This window comes from Microbacterium karelineae (assembly GCF_009745985.1).
Taxonomy (GTDB): Bacteria; Actinomycetota; Actinomycetes; order Actinomycetales; family Microbacteriaceae; genus Microbacterium; species Microbacterium karelineae.
In genome coordinates this window covers 211,865-230,933 of the sequence record NZ_WFIX01000177.1, presented here as the reverse complement: position 1 = coordinate 230,933, position 19,069 = coordinate 211,865, and the positions used below count along the sequence as shown (strand labels likewise).

Annotated in this window: 27 protein-coding genes and 1 tRNA gene; 23 read left to right on the top strand and 5 right to left on the bottom strand. The window is 69.5% G+C overall.

Annotation, left to right across the window (positions count from 1 at the left end):
* The first annotated feature begins 132 nt into the window (after nt 1–132).
* Together GB932_RS07345 and GB932_RS07340 are read left to right on the top strand one after the other, a co-directional pair.
* Nucleotides 133–1,326, top strand: a complete 1,194-nt coding sequence (locus GB932_RS07345; RefSeq protein ID WP_156760031.1) for a sensor histidine kinase — start codon at nt 133–135, stop codon at nt 1,324–1,326.
* Nucleotides 1,323–2,006: a response regulator gene (locus GB932_RS07340; RefSeq protein WP_156760030.1), complete on the top strand. Its 684-nt coding sequence runs from the start codon at nt 1,323–1,325 to the stop codon at nt 2,004–2,006. Before GB932_RS07345 ends, GB932_RS07340 begins: the two co-directional genes overlap by 4 nt.
* A 90-nt stretch (nt 2,007–2,096) precedes the next feature.
* Here GB932_RS07340 and GB932_RS07335 read toward each other — a convergent pair whose 3' ends face one another.
* Complete coding sequence (locus GB932_RS07335) at nt 2,097–2,639, bottom strand: DNA modification methylase (protein WP_197517369.1); 543 nt, start codon at nt 2,637–2,639, stop codon at nt 2,097–2,099.
* A gap of 185 nt (nt 2,640–2,824) precedes the next feature.
* On the opposite strand from GB932_RS07335, the gene GB932_RS07330 reads away from it, so the two are divergent.
* From GB932_RS07330 to rlmB, 4 genes are all read left to right on the top strand, one after another.
* Nucleotides 2,825–3,310 (top strand): CarD family transcriptional regulator, encoded by a 486-nt coding sequence (locus GB932_RS07330; RefSeq protein ID WP_156760029.1) that lies wholly within the window; start codon nt 2,825–2,827, stop codon nt 3,308–3,310.
* An 82-nt stretch (nt 3,311–3,392) separates the two neighbouring features.
* Entirely contained in the window at nt 3,393–4,592 is a 1,200-nt protein-coding gene (gene ispD / locus GB932_RS07325) for a 2-C-methyl-D-erythritol 4-phosphate cytidylyltransferase (protein ID WP_438616703.1), read from the top strand.
* Between the two features lie 26 nt (nt 4,593–4,618).
* Complete coding sequence (cysS, locus tag GB932_RS07320) at nt 4,619–6,091, top strand: cysteine--tRNA ligase (RefSeq protein ID WP_156760027.1); 1,473 nt, start codon at nt 4,619–4,621, stop codon at nt 6,089–6,091.
* Nucleotides 6,084–7,055, top strand: coding sequence for a 23S rRNA (guanosine(2251)-2'-O)-methyltransferase RlmB (rlmB, locus tag GB932_RS07315; RefSeq protein WP_156760026.1), 972 nt, complete (start codon nt 6,084–6,086; stop codon nt 7,053–7,055). The genes cysS and rlmB overlap by 8 nt, the downstream gene beginning before the upstream one ends.
* A gap of 59 nt (nt 7,056–7,114) precedes the next feature.
* Here rlmB and GB932_RS07310 read toward each other — a convergent pair whose 3' ends face one another.
* The gene (locus tag GB932_RS07310; protein ID WP_156760025.1) at nt 7,115–8,221 is read right to left on the bottom strand and encodes an ABC transporter ATP-binding protein; all 1,107 of its coding nucleotides are present in this window, start codon (nt 8,219–8,221) and stop codon (nt 7,115–7,117) included.
* A gap of 213 nt (nt 8,222–8,434) precedes the next feature.
* Between GB932_RS07310 and GB932_RS07305 the strand changes: the two genes are divergently transcribed.
* A complete protein-coding gene (locus tag GB932_RS07305) occupies nt 8,435–9,346 on the top strand; it encodes a DsbA family protein (RefSeq protein WP_197517368.1) in 912 nt (303 codons plus the stop codon).
* Nucleotides 9,347–9,372: 26 nt separating this feature from the next.
* Nucleotides 9,373–9,445, top strand: a tRNA-Thr gene (locus GB932_RS07300).
* 119 nt (nt 9,446–9,564) lie between these two features.
* On the opposite strand, the gene GB932_RS07295 is transcribed toward GB932_RS07300, so the two are convergent.
* Nucleotides 9,565–10,872 (bottom strand): tyrosine-type recombinase/integrase, encoded by a 1,308-nt coding sequence (locus tag GB932_RS07295; protein WP_156760023.1) that lies wholly within the window; start codon nt 10,870–10,872, stop codon nt 9,565–9,567.
* A 342-nt stretch (nt 10,873–11,214) separates the two neighbouring features.
* The gene (locus GB932_RS07290; protein WP_156760022.1) at nt 11,215–11,451 is read right to left on the bottom strand and encodes a hypothetical protein; all 237 of its coding nucleotides are present in this window, start codon (nt 11,449–11,451) and stop codon (nt 11,215–11,217) included.
* Nucleotides 11,452–11,546: 95 nt separating this feature from the next.
* On the opposite strand from GB932_RS07290, the gene GB932_RS07285 reads away from it, so the two are divergent.
* From GB932_RS07285 to GB932_RS07275, 3 genes are read left to right on the top strand one after another with little or no spacing between them, the layout of a single operon-like run.
* Nucleotides 11,547–11,813, top strand: a complete 267-nt coding sequence (locus GB932_RS07285) for a helix-turn-helix domain-containing protein (RefSeq protein ID WP_156760021.1) — start codon at nt 11,547–11,549, stop codon at nt 11,811–11,813.
* On the top strand, nt 11,810–12,091 hold the full coding sequence (locus tag GB932_RS07280; protein WP_156760020.1) for a helix-turn-helix transcriptional regulator: 282 nt from the start codon (nt 11,810–11,812) through the stop codon (nt 12,089–12,091). The genes GB932_RS07285 and GB932_RS07280 overlap by 4 nt, the downstream gene beginning before the upstream one ends.
* Complete coding sequence (locus tag GB932_RS07275) at nt 12,088–12,273, top strand: hypothetical protein (protein ID WP_156760019.1); 186 nt, start codon at nt 12,088–12,090, stop codon at nt 12,271–12,273. The genes GB932_RS07280 and GB932_RS07275 overlap by 4 nt, the downstream gene beginning before the upstream one ends.
* Before the next feature lie 108 nt (nt 12,274–12,381).
* On the opposite strand, the gene GB932_RS07270 is transcribed toward GB932_RS07275, so the two are convergent.
* Complete coding sequence (locus GB932_RS07270; protein WP_156760018.1) at nt 12,382–12,921, bottom strand: hypothetical protein; 540 nt, start codon at nt 12,919–12,921, stop codon at nt 12,382–12,384.
* 25 nt (nt 12,922–12,946) lie between these two features.
* Between GB932_RS07270 and GB932_RS07265 the strand changes: the two genes are divergently transcribed.
* The 12 genes from GB932_RS07265 to GB932_RS07215 all read left to right on the top strand — a co-directional run bounded on the left by GB932_RS07265 (nt 12,947) and on the right by GB932_RS07215 (nt 19,042).
* Nucleotides 12,947–13,174, top strand: coding sequence for a hypothetical protein (locus tag GB932_RS07265; RefSeq protein ID WP_156760017.1), 228 nt, complete (start codon nt 12,947–12,949; stop codon nt 13,172–13,174).
* 60 nt (nt 13,175–13,234) lie between these two features.
* Nucleotides 13,235–13,552, top strand: a complete 318-nt coding sequence (locus GB932_RS07260; protein WP_156760016.1) for a hypothetical protein — start codon at nt 13,235–13,237, stop codon at nt 13,550–13,552.
* The gene (locus GB932_RS07255; protein ID WP_156760015.1) at nt 13,549–13,908 is read left to right on the top strand and encodes a hypothetical protein; all 360 of its coding nucleotides are present in this window, start codon (nt 13,549–13,551) and stop codon (nt 13,906–13,908) included. The genes GB932_RS07260 and GB932_RS07255 overlap by 4 nt, the downstream gene beginning before the upstream one ends.
* A complete protein-coding gene (locus GB932_RS19195) occupies nt 13,905–14,072 on the top strand; it encodes a hypothetical protein (RefSeq protein ID WP_197517367.1) in 168 nt (55 codons plus the stop codon). The genes GB932_RS07255 and GB932_RS19195 overlap by 4 nt, the downstream gene beginning before the upstream one ends.
* A complete protein-coding gene (locus GB932_RS07250; protein ID WP_197517366.1) occupies nt 14,069–15,070 on the top strand; it encodes a PDDEXK family nuclease in 1,002 nt (333 codons plus the stop codon). Before GB932_RS19195 ends, GB932_RS07250 begins: the two co-directional genes overlap by 4 nt.
* Complete coding sequence (locus GB932_RS07245; protein ID WP_156760013.1) at nt 15,067–15,804, top strand: hypothetical protein; 738 nt, start codon at nt 15,067–15,069, stop codon at nt 15,802–15,804. Before GB932_RS07250 ends, GB932_RS07245 begins: the two co-directional genes overlap by 4 nt.
* Nucleotides 15,801–16,241 (top strand): hypothetical protein, encoded by a 441-nt coding sequence (locus GB932_RS07240; RefSeq protein WP_156760012.1) that lies wholly within the window; start codon nt 15,801–15,803, stop codon nt 16,239–16,241. Before GB932_RS07245 ends, GB932_RS07240 begins: the two co-directional genes overlap by 4 nt.
* Nucleotides 16,238–16,864: a hypothetical protein gene (locus GB932_RS07235; protein WP_156760011.1), complete on the top strand. Its 627-nt coding sequence runs from the start codon at nt 16,238–16,240 to the stop codon at nt 16,862–16,864. Before GB932_RS07240 ends, GB932_RS07235 begins: the two co-directional genes overlap by 4 nt.
* Nucleotides 16,861–17,208, top strand: coding sequence for a hypothetical protein (locus tag GB932_RS07230; RefSeq protein WP_156760010.1), 348 nt, complete (start codon nt 16,861–16,863; stop codon nt 17,206–17,208). The genes GB932_RS07235 and GB932_RS07230 overlap by 4 nt, the downstream gene beginning before the upstream one ends.
* A gap of 155 nt (nt 17,209–17,363) precedes the next feature.
* Nucleotides 17,364–17,618, top strand: coding sequence for a WhiB family transcriptional regulator (locus GB932_RS07225; protein WP_231916055.1), 255 nt, complete (start codon nt 17,364–17,366; stop codon nt 17,616–17,618).
* The gene (locus GB932_RS07220) at nt 17,615–18,007 is read left to right on the top strand and encodes an HNH endonuclease (protein ID WP_156760009.1); all 393 of its coding nucleotides are present in this window, start codon (nt 17,615–17,617) and stop codon (nt 18,005–18,007) included. Before GB932_RS07225 ends, GB932_RS07220 begins: the two co-directional genes overlap by 4 nt.
* 354 nt (nt 18,008–18,361) lie before the next feature.
* Nucleotides 18,362–19,042 carry a hypothetical protein gene (locus GB932_RS07215; protein ID WP_197517365.1) on the top strand — a complete coding sequence of 227 codons (681 nt, stop codon included), beginning with the start codon at nt 18,362–18,364 and terminating at the stop codon, nt 19,040–19,042.
* The last annotated feature ends 27 nt before the right edge of the window (nt 19,043–19,069 follow it).

The window sequence follows — 19,069 nt, the reverse complement described above, 5'->3', positions numbered from 1 at the left end:
CGCACGGCGGCGGCGATTGTGTCGAGCGAAGGTTAACGGCTGGTGGAACCCTCGTGAACACTCGCACGCTCACCCCCGTCCTGCTGTGGGAGCGGTGCACACGCGAGCGTGGGATGACTTTACCCTGTAGTCATGCCCGCAGCCCTGCTCGCCCTTCTCGTGGGGGTGCTCATCGGAGTCGGGGTGACGGTCGTGATCGTCGCCGCGATACGCGCCCGCACCCGCGCCGAGCAGGCGGCCCATCCCCGCGTGCCCGACGCGGTGACCGCGATCCTCGACGTTCTGGACGACGCCGCGATCGTCACCGACTCGTCGGGCACCGTCGTCGCCACGTCGCCGTCGTCGACGTGGCTCGGCGCGGCGCCGGGGGAGCGGCTCGAGCAGGACGAGCTGCGCGAGCTCATGAAGGAGGCGCGACACGCGGGGCTCTCCGAATCCCGCACGATGCGGATCCGCGCGGGCCGCGTCTCGCGCGAGGCGCGCCTTGTGATCGCGCGCTCCGCGCAGATCGGACGAGGGTTCATCCTCGTCTTCGTGCGCGACATCTCCGAACAGGAGCGCCTGCAGCAGATGCGGCAGGACTTCATCCAGAACACGAGCCACGAGCTGAAGACCCCGGTCGGCGCGATCGCCCTGCTGGCTGAGGCGCTCGAGATGGCCGCGGACGATCCCGATCAGGTCCGCCGCTTCTCCGAGCGGATGTCCGCCGAGGCGGACCGCCTCGGGCAGCTCACGGGGCGCATCATGAACCTCTCGCGACTGCAGGCGGCCGACGAGCTCATCGACGTCGGCGACGTCGCGGTCGACGAGGTCGTGCAGTCGGCCGTCGACGCGCACCAGGTGACGGCGACGGGCGCGGAGGTCGAGCTCATCACGGGCGGCGATCGCGGCTGCTATGTGCACGGCGATGCGCGCGTTCTGGTCGAGGCCGTCGGCAACCTCGTGTCCAACGCGATCGCATACTCCCCGAAGGGATCCCACGTCGGCGTGGGCGTGCGCGAGGTCGACGGCGCCGTCGAGATCGCCGTGACGGACCAGGGGATCGGCATCGCCGAACAGGATCAGAACCGCATCTTCGAGCGGTTCTACCGCGCGGACCAGGCGCGCTCGAGACACACGGGAGGGACGGGCCTCGGCCTGTCGATCGTGAAGCACGCGATCCAGCGACATGGCGGCGAGGTGCGACTGTGGTCGCGCGAAGGCCAGGGGTCGACGTTCACGATCCGCCTTCCCGTCGCGGATCCACCGACGGGTGCGATACACACGAAGAAGCAGAAGAAGCGCGCGGCGAAGCGAGCCGTGCTGAGGAAGGAAGAGAACGCATGACGCGTGTCCTGCTCGTGGAAGACGAACCCGATCTCGCGGATCCGCTCGCGTACCTGCTGCAGCGGGAGGGATACGAGGTCGAGATCGCCGACGACGGCGAGAAGGCGCTGCGTCTGTTCCGCGAGCACGGCGCCGACGTCATCCTGCTCGACCTCATGCTCCCGGGGATCCCCGGGACCGAGGTGTGCCGCCAGGTGCGCACGGGGTCGCAGGTGCCGATCGTGATGCTGACCGCGAAGGACAGCGAGGTGGACATCGTCGTGGGGCTCGAGCTGGGCGCCGACGACTATGTCACGAAGCCGTACTCCTCGCGCGAGCTGCTGGCGCGCATGCGGGCGGTGCTGCGGCGCTCGGCCACGGCCGACGAGGACCTCGATGAGCACGTGCTCGAGGGCGGGCGTGTCACGCTCGACATCGACCGGCACACGGTCGCTGTCGACGGCGAGCAGATCAACATGCCGCTGAAGGAGTTCGAGCTGCTCGAGCTGCTCATGCGCAACACGGGGCGCGTGCTCACGCGCGGCCAGCTCATCGATCGCGTGTGGGGATCCGACTACTTCGGCGACACGAAGACGCTCGACGTGCACATCAAGCGGATTCGCTCGCGCATCGAGGAGACGCCGTCGAAGCCGCGCATGCTCGTCACCGTGCGCGGGCTCGGGTATCGCTTCGAGGGCTGACAGGCTTCGAGGGCCGATCCCCGGCCCCGACGCGGAAGTCCCCCGGTCGCCGAGAGGCGCCGGGGGACTTCCGCGTCGGGGAGGTGGGGCTCAGTGGCCTTCGGACTCGCCGTCCTCTCCTCCGGAGTACTCGTAGTGCTCGCAGTGCTCGGCGTCGGCCGAGGAGTCGTTCGGGGCGAGGGCGGCGTACTCGGTCAGGCAGTTGTTCAGGACGGGGACCTCGATCTCGACGCCCTGCGCCTCGCCCGCCTGCAGGTACATGCTGAGGGTCGAGCCGGGGATCGTGTCGAGGCCCGCGAGCAGCTCGGGTTCGGCGCCGGCGCCGAGGCTCAGCGTCTCGCCGGCGGGGACCGCGATCGTCGCGTCGCCGGTCTCCCAGTCGAGCGCGAGGGTCTGCTCGGCGTCGGTCTCGTTGATCAGCACGGCGATGAAGTTGCCGTCGGCGCCGTCGTGGTCGGCCACGACGAGGGCGTTGCGCACCTCGAGGCCGGGACCGTCGCTCGCGGGGAGGTTGACGCCATCGGAGGCCGTGTACTCGAACGTCGTGGCCTGGACCGTCATCGCGCCGCAGCCGGTGGCGGTGAGAAGCACGATGCCGGTGGCGGCGAGGGACGCGATGGTGCGCGATTTCACGGATCCTCCAGGTGGTGCGGACGCCGCGCATGCTGCGGGCTGGGATCCATCCTATCCGGTGCGTCCGGGTGCTCCCTCGCGCGCGCGTACAGGCGGGAGCAGAGCGGTCGGCTGGGACTGGGGCGGGATCCTAGCGCATAAAACGCTGTGGTAAACTCGGTAAGGCTGGGAAGGACGTAATCCATATGCTTTTTGAGGTTGGCGAGACTGTCGTTTACCCCCATCACGGGGCCGCAACCATCACCGAAGTCAAGACACGAGTCATCAAGGGTGAGGAGAAGACCTACCTCAAGCTCAGCGTCACGCAGGGAGACCTGGTGATCGAGGTTCCTGCCGACAACGTCGATCTGGTCGGCGTCCGCGACGTCATCGACGAGGGCGGCCTCAACGAGGTCCTCGAAGTGCTGAAGGCACCGTTCACGGAAGAGCCGACGAACTGGTCCCGCCGCTACAAGGCGAACCTCGAGAAGCTCGCCTCGGGCGATGTGATCAAGGTCAGTGAGGTCGTGCGCGACCTGTGGCGTCGTGATCAGGACCGCGGACTGTCCGCGGGCGAGAAGCGCATGCTCGCGAAGGCACGCCAGGTCCTCGAGTCCGAGCTGGCGCTCGCGAAGAAGGTCAGCGAGGAAGAGGCCGCGCGGATCCTCGATGAGGCGCTCGCGAGCACCTGAGCTCAGGCGAAGCATTCCGACCGCCCCCGCACCCAGTGCTGTTTCACCCGAAACAGGGTGCGGGGCGGTTAGTTTTATCAGCGTGACCACCACGCGAATCGACACCGCGATCATCGTCGTCGCCGCGGGCAGCGGCATGCGCCTCGGCGCGGGGAGCCCGAAGGCATTCGTCGGCATCGACGACCACACGATCCTCCGCCACTGCCTGCGGGGCGTGTTCGGCGCCGCCCCGGCGCAGGTCGTCGTCGTCGCACCCGCGGGCCGCGTGGGGGAGGCCCTCGCTGAGGCCCACGAACAGGCGGGCGACCGCCGCGACCTCGTGACGGTCGTCGAAGGCGGGCGGACGCGGCAGGAGTCGGTCGCGGCGGGGCTCGGCCGCGTCTGGGCCGATGTCGACGTCGTGCTCGTCCATGACGCGGCGCGCGCCCTCACGCCCGCCGATGTCATCGACCGCGTCGTCGGAGTCGTGCGCGAGACAGGCCACGGCGTGATCCCGGCGCTCGACGTGATCGACACGATCAAACGCGTCGACGGCGACGCGATCATCGGGGTCGTCGAGCGGGCGGAGCTCGCGGCGGCCCAGACGCCGCAGGGGTTCCGTCGGGACGTCCTCGTCGCCGCGTACGAGAGGGCCACGCGCGAGTTCACCGACGACGCGGCGCTCGTCGCCGAGGCGGGGCACGACATCCTGCGGACCGAGGGCTCGGCCCTCGGGTTCAAGATCACGACGCCCGCCGACCTCGCGCAGGCGCGACGGATCGTCGCGGAGGCGCCGATCGCGCCCGTGCGCCCAGCGGGCATCGTCCGCGGCGCCCCGCGCGTAGGCGTCGGCACGGACGTGCACGCCTTCGGCGGCGACGGATCGCTGTGGCTCGCCGGCCTCGAATGGACCGGGGAGCCCGCGCTCTCCGGCCATTCGGACGGCGATGCCGTCGCGCACGCGATCGTCGACGCGCTCCTGAACGCCGCGGGCCTCGGCGACATCGGCACGCACTTCGGCACCGACCGGCCCGAGTTCGCGGGCGCCCATGCCGACGCGTTCCTCGCCGAGACGGCACGGATCCTCTCCGATGCGGGCTGGCTGATCGGCAACGTGTCGGTGCAGGTGCAGGCGCAGCGCCCGAAGTTCGCGCCGCGACGCGTCGAGGCGGAGTCGGCGCTGTCGGCGGCGCTCGGCGGCGCGGCGGTGTCGGTGTCGGCGACGACCACCGACGGGCTGGGCTTCCCCGGTCGCGCCGAGGGCGTGCAGGCGTTCGCCGTCGCCGTCGTCCTCCCCGCGTGAGCGTGGGACGCGGATAGGCTGGATCCGTGACCCTGAGGCTGTACGACACCCGCGCGCAGGCGCTTCGCGACTTCGTCCCGCTCGACGAGCAGAACGTCACGATGTACGTCTGCGGGCCGACGGTGCAGTCCGGCCCGCACATCGGGCACCTGCGCGGGGCGCTCGCCTTCGATCTCCTGCGCCGCTGGCTCGCCCATCGGTTCGGCCGCGTCACCTTCGTGCGCAACGTCACCGACATCGACGACAAGGTCCTGCAGAACGCCTCAGCCGACGAGCCGTGGTGGGCGCTGGCCTACCGCATGGAGCGCGAGTTCACGGCGGCCTACGACGCGGTCGGCAATCTACCACCTACGTACGAGCCGCGTGCGACGGCGTCGATCGCGCAGATGCAGGAGCTGATCCAGCGCCTCATCGAACGCGGGCACGCCTATGCCTCCGGCGGCGACGTCTACTTCGACGTGCGCTCCTGGGCCGAGTACGGGTCCCTCACAAGGCAGTCACTCGATGCCATGGAGGGTGACGATTCGGCGGATCCGCGCGGCAAGCGCGACCCACATGACTTCGCGCTCTGGAAGGCGGCGAAGGCCGACGAGCCCGAGAGTGCCGTCTGGCGGTCGCCGTGGGGAGCCGGACGACCAGGCTGGCACATCGAGTGCTCCGCCATGTCGCGTCGTTATCTCGGCGACGCGTTCGACATCCACGGCGGCGGGCTCGATCTGCGCTTCCCGCACCACGAGAACGAGCTCGCCCAGTCGACGGCGGCTGGCGACGCCTACGCCCGGTACTGGGTGCATAACGGACTCGTCACGGTCGACGGGCAGAAGATGTCGAAGTCGATCGGCAACGTCACGCTCGCGCACGACGTTCTCGCGCGCCGCGCGCCGCGCGTCGTCCGCTACGCGCTCGCCGCGGCCCACTACCGGTCGAACCTCGACGTCTCCGACCGCGCCTTCGACGAGGCGCAATCGGCGCTCGACCGCATCGACGGCTTCCGCGAGCGGGCGGCGCGCGTGACCGCGGGATTCCCGGAACGCGTGGAGGAGTACTTTCTGACGTCGCGCGACGACGATTCCGTGTCGATCTCGTGGCAGGACGCGGATGACGCCGTGAATGCGCCGAACAGAATGCCCGCGGCGTTCGAACGCGCGATGGACGACGACCTGGGGGTGCCGCAGGCGCTCGCCGTATTGCACGAGACGGTCCGCGCGGGGAACGCCGCACTGGACGCCGGTGATGAGACCGGTGCGTACCGCGCCCTCTCAGGCGTGTCGGGCATGATGGGCGTTCTCGGTCTCGACGTGTTCGCGGGCGACCCCGCGGGGCGCTCCGCGGCAGACGGGGCGCTCCAGACGATCGTGGACACCCTCATCGCGCAGCGCGCTGACGCACGCGCCGAGAAGGACTGGGCGGCCGCCGACCGGATTCGCGATCTCTTCGCGGACGCCGGCGTCGCACTCGAAGACACACCCGATGGAACGGTTTGGAGCATCGATGGCTAAGCCAGGACGGCCCGGCGCGAGCAAGGGCAAGAAGGGCGCGACCAAGGGCTCGGGCGGCAAGGGAAAGAAGTCCCTCACCGGCCGCGGGCCCACGCCGAAGGCGGAGGATCGCGTCTATCACAAGGCGCACAAGCGCAAGCAGCTCGCCGAGCGCTCGGCCGCGAAGCGGCCGCAGCAGCGATCGTCGACGCCCCGTCGGCGCCCGAACGACGACAACGAGTACGTCACGGGGCGCAACAGCGTCCTCGAGGCGCTGCGCACGCGGATCCCCGCCACGACGCTTTATATCGCCCAGCGCGTCGAGATGGACGATCGCGTGAAGGAGATGCTGGCGATCGCGCACAAGCGGGAGCTGCCGATCCTCGAGGTCACGCGCCCCGAGCTCGACCGCATGGCGGGCTTCGACGGTGTGCATCAGGGTGTCGCGCTCAAGGTGCCGCCGTACGAGTACGCGCACCCGCAGGACCTCCTCGAGCAGGTCATCTCGCGGGGGGAGACCCCGCTCCTCGTCGCGCTCGACGGCGTGACGGATCCGCGGAACCTCGGCGCGATCATCCGATCGACGGCGGCGTTCGGCGGGCAGGGCCTCATCATCCCGCAGCGTCGCTCGGCGGGCGTGAACTCGGCCGCCTGGAAGACCAGTGCGGGCGCCGCGGCGCGGATCCCCGTCGCCATGGCGCCGAACCTCACGAACGTGCTGAAGGATCTGAAGAAGCAGGGCGTGTTCGTGCTGGGCCTCGACGGAGGCGGCGACGTGTCGATGCCGGATGTCGAGCTGGCCGACCGACCCCTCGTCATCGTGATCGGCAGCGAGGGCGACGGCCTGTCGCGGCTCGTCACCGAGACGTGCGACCAGATCGTGTCGATCCCGATCTCGCAGCAGGCCGAGTCCCTCAACGCGGGCATCGCGGCGAGCGTCGCGCTCTACCAGGTGTCGACCCTCCGCGCGCAGATCTCGGAGTAGCAGGCGCAAAAGAGAAGGCGCCCCGTCCGGAGGACGGGGCGCCTTCTTCGCGTCTCGGATCAGGCGCCGGAGACGATCGCCTTCTCGATGAGGCGCTCGCCGGTCTCGGCGTCGAACGCGTGGATGTGGTCGGGCGTCGGCGCGAGGGTCACGACCTCACCGGCCATCGGGTGATCGCGGCCGTCGACGCGCGTGACGAACTCGACGCTCTCGCCGTCGATCTCGGTGCTGCCGTAGAGGTAGCCGTCGGCGCCGAGCTCCTCGACGAGGTCGACCTTCACCTGGATGCCGCCCTCGCTGTCGGGGACGACACGGAAGTCCTCGGGGCGGATGCCCACGGTGACGCGGCTGCCGTGCGCGCGGTCGATGGCGCGGCGCTCGATGCCCACGACGCGCGTGCCGACCTGCACGCCGCCCTCGACGATCTCGGCGGGGAAGAGGTTCATGGCGGGCGAGCCGATGAAGCCGGCGACGAAGTTGTTCTGGGGCTTCTCGTAGAGGTCGCGCGGCGTGCCGACCTGCTGCAGGAGGCCGTCCTTGAGGACCGCGATGCGGTCGCCCATGGTGAGGGCCTCGGTCTGGTCGTGCGTCACGTAGACGGTCGTGACGCCGAGGCGGCGCTGCAGCGATGCGATCTGCGTACGCGTCTGCACGCGGAGCTTGGCGTCGAGGTTCGACAGCGGCTCGTCCATGAGGAACACCTGCGGCTCGCGCACGATCGCGCGGCCCATGGCGACGCGCTGACGCTGACCGCCCGAGAGGGCCTTCGGCTTGCGGTCGAGGTAGGGCACCAGGTCGAGGAGCTTGGCGGCCTCTTCGACGCGCTTGCGGCGGTCGTCCTTGTTGATGCCGGCGATCTTGAGGGCGAAGCCCATGTTGTCGGCCACCGTCATGTGCGGGTACAGCGCGTAGTTCTGGAACACCATCGCGATGTCGCGGTCCTTCGGCGGGACGTCCGTGACGTCGCGGTCGCCGATGAGGATGCGGCCGTCGTTGACCTCTTCGAGGCCAGCGAGCATGCGCAGCGAGGTGGACTTTCCGCAGCCGGAGGGGCCGACGAGGACGAGGAACTCTCCGTCGCCGATCTCGAGGTCGAGCTTGTCGACTGCCGGGCGCTCACCGCCGGGGTAGACGCGGCTGGCGGCATCGTATGTCACAGTGGCCATGACTTTTCTCCTTCACCGGCAGGTACGTGCCGGACGATCCGTTGTGAATGAGCGACGGGCTCTCGCTCGCCGCACGCCCACCATTGGGCGCACGCACAGTATGTCACGACTCGACGGATCGTGTCGGCGACACCTGTGTCGCAGCCGGCGGATCCGCCCCGCGATCGCGCGATGTCTGGCCCTTTCTCAGCGCGCCTCACTATGATCGGCGGGTTGCAGTCCGCACCCGACGGACACGAGGAGGCGCAGCCGATGACGAACGACGACCCGTCGACGACCGAGGCCGACAGCGCGCGCCGCGATGCGGTGCGGGCGAAGGCCAAGAGCGTCAAGGCGCGGATCGCCCGGCGCAAGTACGCGCGCCGCGCCGCGATCACGATCGTCATCGTCGCGGCCGTCGTGGCCGCCGGCTGGTGGGTCTGGCGCTCCGTCGAGCCCGAGCTCGCGCGCGAGGTCGTCGTCCCGGAGAACCTCACGGACGGCGCGATCGACGTGATCTCGCTGATGCCGGAGGACGAACGGCCGGAGCTGGCGGAGGATCCGATCGCGATCGACGTGTACGTCGACTACATGTCGCCCGAGGCGGGGACGATCGAGACCTCGCTCGCGCCCTCGATGTACGAGCTCGTCGCCGACGGCGTCGTGACGCTCGCGTACCACCCGGTCTCGCTGCTGTCCGGCGAATCGAACGGGACGCAGTATTCGACGCGCGCCGCGGGAGCCGTGCTCTGTGTCGTCACCGAGTCTCCCGAGGCGTTCCGCGACGTCAACTCCGAGCTGCTCACGAACCAGCCCGCGGAGGCGAGCGACGGATTCACCGACGCCGAGCTCGCCGAGAAGGCGGCTGACGCGGGCGCGGAGGGCGTGTCGGACTGCATCGAGAACCGCACCTTCGCGCCGTGGGTGAGCGACGCGACGGCCCAGCTCCTCGATGGCGACCTCGAGGGAACGGACGGCGTGCAGCTCACCTCCGACGCCATGGTGCTCGTCGACGGTCTGCCGTACGAGGGCGCCCTCGACAACGCCGCCGAGTTCAGCCAGTTCCTGCTCACCGTGCAGAGCGAGCAGTACTACGGCGGCACCGACCCGAGCACCGAGCCCGACGCAGAAGACGACTCCGAGTAGGGTGGATCCCGGCCCCTCGGGGCCACGCCGGCTTAGCTCAGTTGGTAGAGCACCTGTCTTGTAAACAGGGGGTCGTGGGTTCGAGCCCCGCAGCCGGCACCGTCAGCCCCTCGACTCCCGCGGAATCACGCGGAAGTCGAGGGGCTTTTTCGTTTCCACAGGCGTCTCACACGGCCACCGTCTCACATTCGTCTCACATTGCATCGCAGGTCCGCCCGTCATGAGGCCAGGGCGTGGAGCTTCGCGAGTGCCTCGTCGCGGTCCTTCTCGATGGCTGTGACGACCTCGTCGACGCGGTCGGGCCACAGGTGCGCGTAGGTGTTGAGCGTCTCGGTGGCGTCCTTGTGGCCGAGCATCCGCTGCACGAGCTTCACGTCCGCGCCCGACGCGATCGCGTTGGACGCAGCGACGTGCCGGAGATCATGCACGGCGAGCGGCGCAGCGAGGCCTGCGGCGGTGCAGGCGGGCGTCCAGACGCGGTTGCGCCACGCGTCGCCGGTGACGGCCATGCCTTGGATGCTGCGGAAGACGAAGTCCTCGCTGTCGCGGCCGTCGATGATCTGTCGCAGGCTGTCGACGACGAATGCCGGCAGCGGGAGCCAGCGCTTCTCCCACGTCTTCACGGGACCGAGCGTCCGCTTGCCGTTGCGATCGGTGGTCCAGGTGCGGTGAATGCGCGCCCGCTTCCCATCGAGATCGAGGTCCTTGATCTTCAACGCGGTCGCTTCGCCGATCCGGGGGCCGGAGTACGCCAGGGTCTGCACGAGCGCGCGGTCTGAGGCGTTGCCGGTCAGCTCGGATGCCATGTCGGCGAGCTGCTCGATCGTCGCGTAGGTGAGCGCGGGGAGGTCGGCCTCGATGTCGCCGGTGACGCGCGGGAACTCAACGTTCTGCAGAGGGTTGCGTCCGATCCACTGCTCGTTCACGGCGAAGCGGAGCGGGCCGCCGAACGTCGCGCCTGCCACGTGTCGCAGATAGGCAGGGCTCATCGGCTTCGGCTTCCGTGGCTTCTTGAGGTGCCCCTTCGTGTCGAACACGTGCACCGCCGTGCCAGCACGCAGCTGAGTGATCCATGAGTCGACGTCCGCGCGCGTGATCGTGCCGATAGCGCGGTCACCCCACTGGGGGAGCACGTACATGTCGAGCTCGCGCCGGTAGCGGTAGTAGCTCGACCCCTTGATGCGGTTCTTCGACGCGAGCCACGCCTCGGCGACGTCGCGATAGGTGCGCTCGCGTGCGGAGGGGTCGATGTAGCGGTCGGATCGGATGTCGTCCTCGATGCCGGCGATGAACGATTCGGCGTCCGATCGGCGTGCGAACAGTCGTTGGCGCTGGGTCCCGTCGGGCTCGTACCAACCGGCCACCCAGCGCGAGCCCTGACCGAACTTCGCCGTCCGGAAGTGCTCGGGGAGCGTCTTCATCGACCGGAGCTGTGCGCTCGAGGGGCTGATCTTCGTCGTCGTGCCGTCAGACATCTCGACGCGGGAGTCCTTCACCCAGCGGTCGCTGATCCATGCGCGAGCCATTGTGCGTCCTTCCTGTCGCTTCGGCCGACACGCCCGGAGTGTCGTGTATCGGGCCAGTTTGTTCGGACCGTTGCGTCCTGGTGACCCCTTGTAGGTAGGGGACACGTGAACGACTTGCCGTAGAGCAGTTGGTGGGATCTGGTCCGCGAGAGCGGTCCGGGCGGGCCTATATGAGTAGATCGCCTCCGTGACGCGATCGTGACCTCAGCTACCCGGACCCTCCGGGTAGCGTGAAGATCGAACATAAGTTCGAGGAAGCAGGGGAGAGCATGGACCAGATGACGGTCGCTGAGGCCAGCGCCTACGCGCGAGCAAACGGGATGTCTCTCGAGGAGCTCGTGGCTACATTCGTTGGCGCGCTCGCCGAATGATCTCGTCGGGTGCAACGTCGAGTGCGGAGCTCATCTCGAAGAAGATGCCGAACGGCAGCGCTCGTTCCTTGCGTAGATAGTTGCGCGTCGAGTCGTACGGGCGTCCCATCTTTGAGGCGAAAGCCTTCATCGTGAGGCCGGAGGCGCCGAGTTCTGCGTTGATCTGATCGACAACGGCAGCTTGCAGTCGCTCGTCTTCCTGGGTCATGCGCCCCATCATATACACCGTTTGACCAACTGAGTAGGGGCAATTGGCCAACTTGGGTGCTTGTGATTGGTCAAGTGACCATCTAGAGTTGTCGCATGACCAACCCAGAGAGCGCCGTCGACGAGGCGGCACAGATGGCCAGGCGCATCGAGCAGGCGAGGGAAGGCCAGGACCGTTCCGTCGCGTGGCTCGCTGAGAAGTCTGGCTTCGCCTACAAGACACTGCGTACCCGCCTGTACGGCAAGCCCGAGAAGTTCTCCATCGCCGAGCTCAACAGCATCTGTGCGGCCCTGGACGTGCCCCTCGAGTGGGTCGTCGCCGGCGTCGCGGCCGTGAGCGATCCGCAACGGAAAGCAACATGAGTGCGCAGCTCGCGGCCGTGGCGCCGCTGAACAACGCCGCGTCGCAGGACACGCCGGCGCACGAGGCGCTCGCCGGGTTCGAGGACATGCCGATGGTGATGTCTCCGAAGACTCTCGCCGAGATCCTCGACGTCACGCCGACCACGCTCGAGCGTTGGCGCGCGTCGAAGCCTCGCCGCGGCCCCGTCCCGCGACGTCTCCCCGGATCGAATCTCATCCGGTACATGCGAGCCGACGTCCTCGCCTGGCTCGATGAGTGCGCGGAGGCAAGCGCATGAGCACGCACACCCGAGGCGCGCTCTCCATCATCGGCGGGATCGTGCTCCTCATCGTCGCTGGCGTCGTTCTCGTCGGCCTGATCGTCGCTCTGTTCGCGGTGCTTGTGGTGCCTTGGCTCGGGCCGCTCATTGATCTGAACGGCGTGACGAGCACCGGCAACTACCAGTGGTGGGGGATGTGAGCATGACTGTCGAGATCCTCGTGCTCCTGGGCATCCTCGCCGTGAACAGCGTCCTTCACGCGATCAGCCAGGTGCTCCTGGTGCGACGAGTGAACGCGCTTGGCGAGCTCAGTAGCGTTCGGTCCACTCGAACCGCTGCTCACCCGCGGCCTTCGACGGATAGCGCCAGGTGATGACCGTGTGGATGTCGTCACTGAACCCCATCGGCGGGATGTTGGGGAGTTCAAGCGCGGTCGGGTCGAATCCCTGCAGGATGCCGCCGTACCGATTGGCCTGTTCCTCGCGTCGTTCTTCGGCTCGTCGAAGTCGCGATTCTTCCTCTTCGCGGTACTCCGTCACCGCATCCTCGGCACGGCGGACGTTCTCCGCGTGCCCCGAGCTCGCGACGAACACCTCTTCGCCTGCCGGCACTCGGTCCACTCGAACTGTCGAGACCTGCCCGTCGACGGTCACGACGGCCTGCACATCGCGCGCAATCGCGGACCCTTCGTGCCAGAACACGAAGCCGTCGTCTGTCCGCCGCCGCATCCACACGATGTCGCGTAACTCCGTGTCGCGCCTCCGTGACCCGTACTGCAGGACGATTCCCCACACGCCGACGGGCGTCGCGAGAGCGGCGATCGCGGTCAACAGCAGCACCCAGTCCATGCCTCACATCGTAGGAGCTACCCGCATGCGCCTCATTCGCTACGTGCTCGTCCTCTCGGCGGGTTTCTGTCTCGGCATCGTCGCCGCGACCGGGATCGTCAACGGCGTTGCGCTGCTGGCTCTGATCTTCCTCGCGGCCGCGGTCGCGACGTCGCGCACCGTTCGCGTGTGGTTCGGCCTCGCCGATGACGCCGAGCCCTCCGACGACTCCGGGTGTGACTGCCCGGGGTGTCCCGTCGACCACTCCATCTGACACCAGACACGAAGTAGCGCCGCCCCGCTGGAACCGGGACGGCGCTGGAAAGGCACCGCAATGCCCACGACCGAGGCTACCCACTCCGGCCCGACGATCACCCGGTCTCAGACCGAGAGCGTGATCGAGTTCGACATCCGCTTCGGCGCAACGACCGCGTGGGAGTCGATCCGCATCCGTCGCGACGACGACGGGCTGACGATCGACGGCCGCGCGACGGACGTCGCCCCGCTGCACATCCCGACGTCGATCCTCCCGAGTGTCCTCGCCGAGATGGACCGTCTCGCGACGGGCGACGACATCGCACCGTTCGCGCCGGTCGCGGCGATCGACCACGTCCGTCTCGCGGACGTCGGCCTCGGAAGGAGCGCGGCATGACCGGCCCGGCGATCCTGTCGCAGATCACGGGCGACTCGTCTCGTGCGCGCCGGTCGGATCCCGAGACGTCGCACGCGGCGGCCGACTCGATCGATGCCGACGCCCTCGAAGCATCCGAGGTCGAGGTGCTCGCGATCCTCGCCGCGGCGGGCCGCCCGCTGACCGCGGCCGCGATCGAACGAGAGAACCTCGAGCGCGCGTGGCAAGGCCGCACCGAGCGCGCGTGGTCGCCGTCACGGATCCGCACGGCGCTGCGCCAGCGGGCACGCGACGGCGACATCGTCCAGGACGGCGAGGGCCGCACCCCGTCCGGGCGTCGCGCGGCCGCGTGGCGTCTCGCCGGGAGCGCATCATGACCGGCCGGTTCGCGACGACGTTCCCGTCGGGCACGACGCACGTCATGGCGTCCGCCGACCGGACGGAGTGCGGGAAGCAAATTCCCGCCTTCGTCCCGAAGACCACCAGCCCGGGCCGGTTCATGTGCTCGCGCTGCGAGACCACCAGCGAGGAGTCGAAGTGAGCATCGAACAGCAGATATTCCGAGCCGCGCTCGCGGCCGTTCCGGTCGCGTCGCAGGCCGAGGACGAGGACGCGTGGCTCGACGCGCGCGCCGAGGGCGTGACCGCATCCGAGGTGCCGGGCGTGTCGCCGACGACCTACGCGCGGATCCTCGACGAGAAGCTCAACGGTTCGACGTTCACGGGCAACGTGCACACGCGCCGTGGCTACGAGCGTGAGCCGGAGATCATCGCCGACCTGACGTGGATCCTCTCCGCGCCGATCATCCCCAACGCGCACGTGTGGGCGAGCAGCGCGAACGCCCGCCACCTCGCGACACCCGACGCCTTCGTGACGATGCCCGGCGGGATGGTCGCGGGCGTCGAGGTGAAGTCACACGAGCACGGCTGGACGCCGCCCGAGTCGGGGATCCCCGCGGATCACTACGACCAGGTGCAGTGGGGCATGCACGTGACCGGGCTCGACCGATGGGTCTACGCGTGGGAGGTCATGGGCGCCGGCGACGTCGCCCCGACAGCGGACCCCGACCACATGATCGTCTGGCGCGACGACGAGCGGATCGCCGAGCTCGTCGAGCGTGCGGACGCGTTCCTCGCGTGGGTGGACGACGGCGCCCCGGTTGCGGAACTGTCGACCGAGCTCGCTGACGCGAAGGCGCGCGTGCTCGCCGCGACGCATGCGGCGAAGGCCGCGGCCGAGCTCGAGAAGGCGGCGCGCGCGGATCTTCTGCGGATCCTCCGCGACGAGAACCCCGCCGCGGAGCGCATCGGCTGGAAGCACGCCGACGACGCCGGGACGGTCACGCTCGCACGTCCTGCGCGCCGCCGCGCGCTCGACGAGGACGCGTGGGAGATCGCGGATCCCGAGGCGCACTCGCAGTACGGCCGCAACCGCGACGCCGCCGACAAGCTCGCCGCGCTCGCACGCGAGAAGTACACGAAGACGACCTACGCGAAGCCTGCGCTGCGCGTGACCCTCCCGAAGGAGTCGAAGAAGTGACCGAGCAGAAGATCACGGCCGACGACGTCCAGCAGACCCTGCAGGGCTACCTCACGGCCGCGACGAGCACCGGCGCGCTGCGCGGCGCGCACGTCCAGTTCGCCGCCGACTTCGGAGAGGGATTCGCGGTCGGCCCGGCCTGGGCGGACGCACTCCCGCCGGGCACGCGGCCGGTTGCCGCGCGCGCGACGGTGCACCGCGACGGGTGGGCGATACCGACTGTCGTTACGGAGCTGTGGGATGAGGTCGTGCCCGCCGAGGAATCGTGGCGCGCCCTGTGGGAGGCACGCCCGCACGTCCTGTTCGGCGCGCACGCGCTCCGCTCGGCGCTGCGCCGCACCTTCGCCGACGTGCTCGGCGATCGCCGCGAGCCCGACGACGCCCCGAGCGCGCCGCGGGAGACGGCCACGCCCGCATCGCCCACGGAGCCTGTCGCGCCCGTGTCGGAGCCGGTCGATTGGTCGGCGCGCATCGCCGCGGCCGCGACGCTCTCCGAACTGAATGACGTACGCCGCGAGGCGCGCGCCGCCCGCGCGGTCGACCTCAAGTTGAAGGATCAGCTCGACGCCCGCCGGGCGGAGCTCGAGGCCGCGCAGGAGCCGAAGCCGCGGACGTCCGGCAAGAAGCGCCGCGCGCGCCGCGTCCAGAAGCCGACACCGGACGGACCCGTGTCGACGTCGGTCGCGGACGCGATGCGTGAGGCGCTCGCGAAGCAGGACGGGGAGACATCGTGACGGCCGCGGATCCCGCAACGGGAGAGGTGCTCGACCTCGAGCTCGTCCCGCTGAACATCGCGCGACTGAACGAGGACGAGCTGGCGCAGTCGTTCCCGTCCCCGGTGCAGGTCGCCGGCGCGCTGATGATCGCGCGCGAGCGGATCTCGCGCGCCCCGAAGGCGCTAGAGGAACTCTCCGCCGAGGTGAAGGCCCGCAAGCGCGACGCGTCGCTCGCGCGCGGGAAGGCGTTCGTGAACGCCCGCAAGGCCGGTTTCTCGATCGCCGACGCCCGCGCCTACGCGGAGATCGACGACACCACGGTCGCGGCCCTCGAAGCCGTCGACACGGCAGAGCTCGCGCTCGAGTACGGCCGCGATCTGCGCCGCACCCTCACGACCGAGATCGACATCCTGCGGTCGCTGAACGCGAACTTCCGGGCGGAGGCCCACACATGAGCAACGTCACCGAGATCAACGCGCACGACATCGTCGTCGCACGCGACCTGAAGATGCCCACGCCCGAGATGGGGTGGCTCGCGCGCGGCCTGATCGCGGCTGCGGCCAAGGACGAGGTGTTCGGCGTGAAGTGCCACGCTCACCTCGTCGCCGACGGCCTGACCGGCGTCGCGTCGTCCACGGACGGCTACCGGATCCACCAGCTGCACCTCAACCTGCAGGCCCCAGTCGATCCGGTCGACGTCGTCATCCCGCGCGCCGCGGTCGCGAACGACGACGGGAGCCGCGACGGCTGGGTGTCGGTCATCTTCCGCGAGTGGGACGAGGAGACCGCGCCGTCGGCGCGCTTCGACGCGCCCCTGGTGTCGACGGAGGAGTACCCGCCGCTCGCGCGCGTGCTCGACACGGCGCGCATGGGCGTGCACTCCGAACCGGTCCCGGTTGCACTCGACTACCTCGCCGACGCACGAGCGCTGCAGATGCCCGAGACCACGACGCCGACGCTCGAGTACATGGCCGGCACAGGCGACAAGCCCGGCCCCGTGATCCTCGACTTCTGGGAACGCGGCGTGCTCCGCGCGACGGCGCTGATCCAGCCGACCCGGACGGAGGACGACGAATGAGCAGCGATCTGCTGGACCTCCTCGGAGGGGAATGGGCCGACCTCGGCAAGACGGAGGACAAGACACTGCCGCCGGCTCCGGACCAGGAGTGCACCTGCTCGCGTGACGACCGCTCGCGGGTGACCCATGGATGCCGCGCGTTGGGGATCGCGCCGACGCGCTGGGACGAGGTGTTCGGCGGATATGTCGATGGGATGGGCCGCCCGGTTGGGTGCGCCTATTGCTTCTCGTGTATGTCCAGCGGACGCACCGCCCTGAGGGACCCGTGGACGGACGCGCTCCTCGACTGGCGCGGTGCACCCTGCGCGCAGTGCTGGGGGACCGGATATCACCATCACGGCTGAAAATGTAGCGGCGACCACGCCCACCTCGAGGCACGGCCGCAGCTGCAGGAGATCGCGACGTTCGGCGTCACGTTCGATGGGCGCGTGTTCGTGCCTGGCGAGCGGAGCCCGTGGGCGGACTTGCAGGCGAGCTCCGTGGTCGAGGCGGTGGCCGCGTGAGCGAGTGGACGGAGCGCGCCGCGTGCAGCGGGATGGACACGGAGCTGTTCTTCCCCACGAGCGAGCTGCATGACGCGGGCCTCGCGAAGGCCGTGTGTGAGGAGTGCCCGGTGCGGCAGGACTGCCTCGAGCAGGCGCTGCGGAACCGGGAGACGGACGGAGTTTTCGGCGGGCAGACCGCGGCGGAGCGCCGCGCGATGGCCCGGAAGCTCGGGATCCCCGAGCCGCGACGGAAGAAGGCTGACCGATGACGGTGACGGTGCGGACGAAGAAGGCCGTGATCGAGCGCGACGGCGGGTTCTGCCTGCTGATGCTCCCGGGGTGCATCGGCGAGGCGCAGACGACGGACCACCGCGCGAACCGCGGAGCCGGCGGGACGCCGCGCGCTGTGCTCGACCACCCGGCGAACCTGATCTCGGCGTGCTCGCTGTGCAACGGCGCGAAGGCGGATGCGCACGAGTTCGTGCTCGATGGTCTCGAGCGGCGCGGCCTGTACATCCGGAAGGCGGCGACGAACGCGGAGACGCTCGAGATCGCGAAGTCGCGCCCGGTCGAGGCGATCGACGGGTCGCTGTGGTTGCTGGTCTCGGCGACGAAGCGCGTCCCGTACGAGCTCGTCATGTCGGAGGTGCCGTTCTGATGGGCGCGATGCCGAAGTACGCGATGACGTACGTCGCCGTGTGGGCGGACGAGCGCGGCTATGGCCGCCACATCCTCAAGGTCGGCCGCGCGTGGCGGTACTCGCGCGTGCAGATGTTGGTGCGCTCGGGCGCGCAGATCATCGTGCTCGCCCGCGGCACCGACTGGACATGGGAGGCGGAGGCGCTGCGGATCCTGCGCCGATGGTTCCCGCCGGCGTTCGAGAGCGACGACGAGGCCCGTGACCTGTTGTTCATGGGGCGCGGGTGGACGGAGTGCTTTGAGGTCGACGAGCACCACCTGCAGCTGGCGGTCGATCTGTGTTTCGAGGGATTCGCGAAGGGAAGCGATCAGGGTGTTAACGAAGAGCGTGCAGCGGAAGATCAGCGCGGAGGATCTGCGGTGGCCCGGGTATCTGCGCGCTCCGCACGAGGCGAGGCCGACGGCGCTGGGCCTGTGGCTGACAACAGACGGCCTGGGTCGGTGCGAGCTGGTGCCGGAGCTGATCGCGGCGGCGATCTACCCGGGAGAGGCCGCAACGGAGACGGTGATCGAGCACGTGCTGATGCTCGAGGAGTGCGGGTTCCTGACGACGTTCGAGGAGGACGACCGGATGTGGATCGCGCTCCGGCGCCCGCTGAAGACGGATGCGCGCCTGGCGTGGTCGGAATGCCCGGAGCCGCCCGAGGTGCCGGTTCGCGAACGTTCGCGAACGTTCGCGGCTGTGGGGGGAGCGCGGGAGCGGGCGAGCGAGAGAGTGCGGGCCGAGAGCGCCGAGCGGGCGAGCGAGTGGGCCACGTGGGCGCAGGAGCAGGAGACCCGGCCCCGACCGCCGAAGCGACCCCTGCTGATGGATGCCCCGCCGATCGGATGCCCGGACCACCCGCACGGCCGAGTCGAGAACTGTGGACCCTGCGGGACTGCGCGCCGTCGTCACGACCGGTGGGTGGCGGAAGCCCGATACGGCGAGCAGATGACCGAGTACGAGCAGACCGTCGGGAACGACGACGGGTGGGATCCCCGCGACGCGTTCTGACCGTCCAGACCGGGAGGAGGCCTCGCG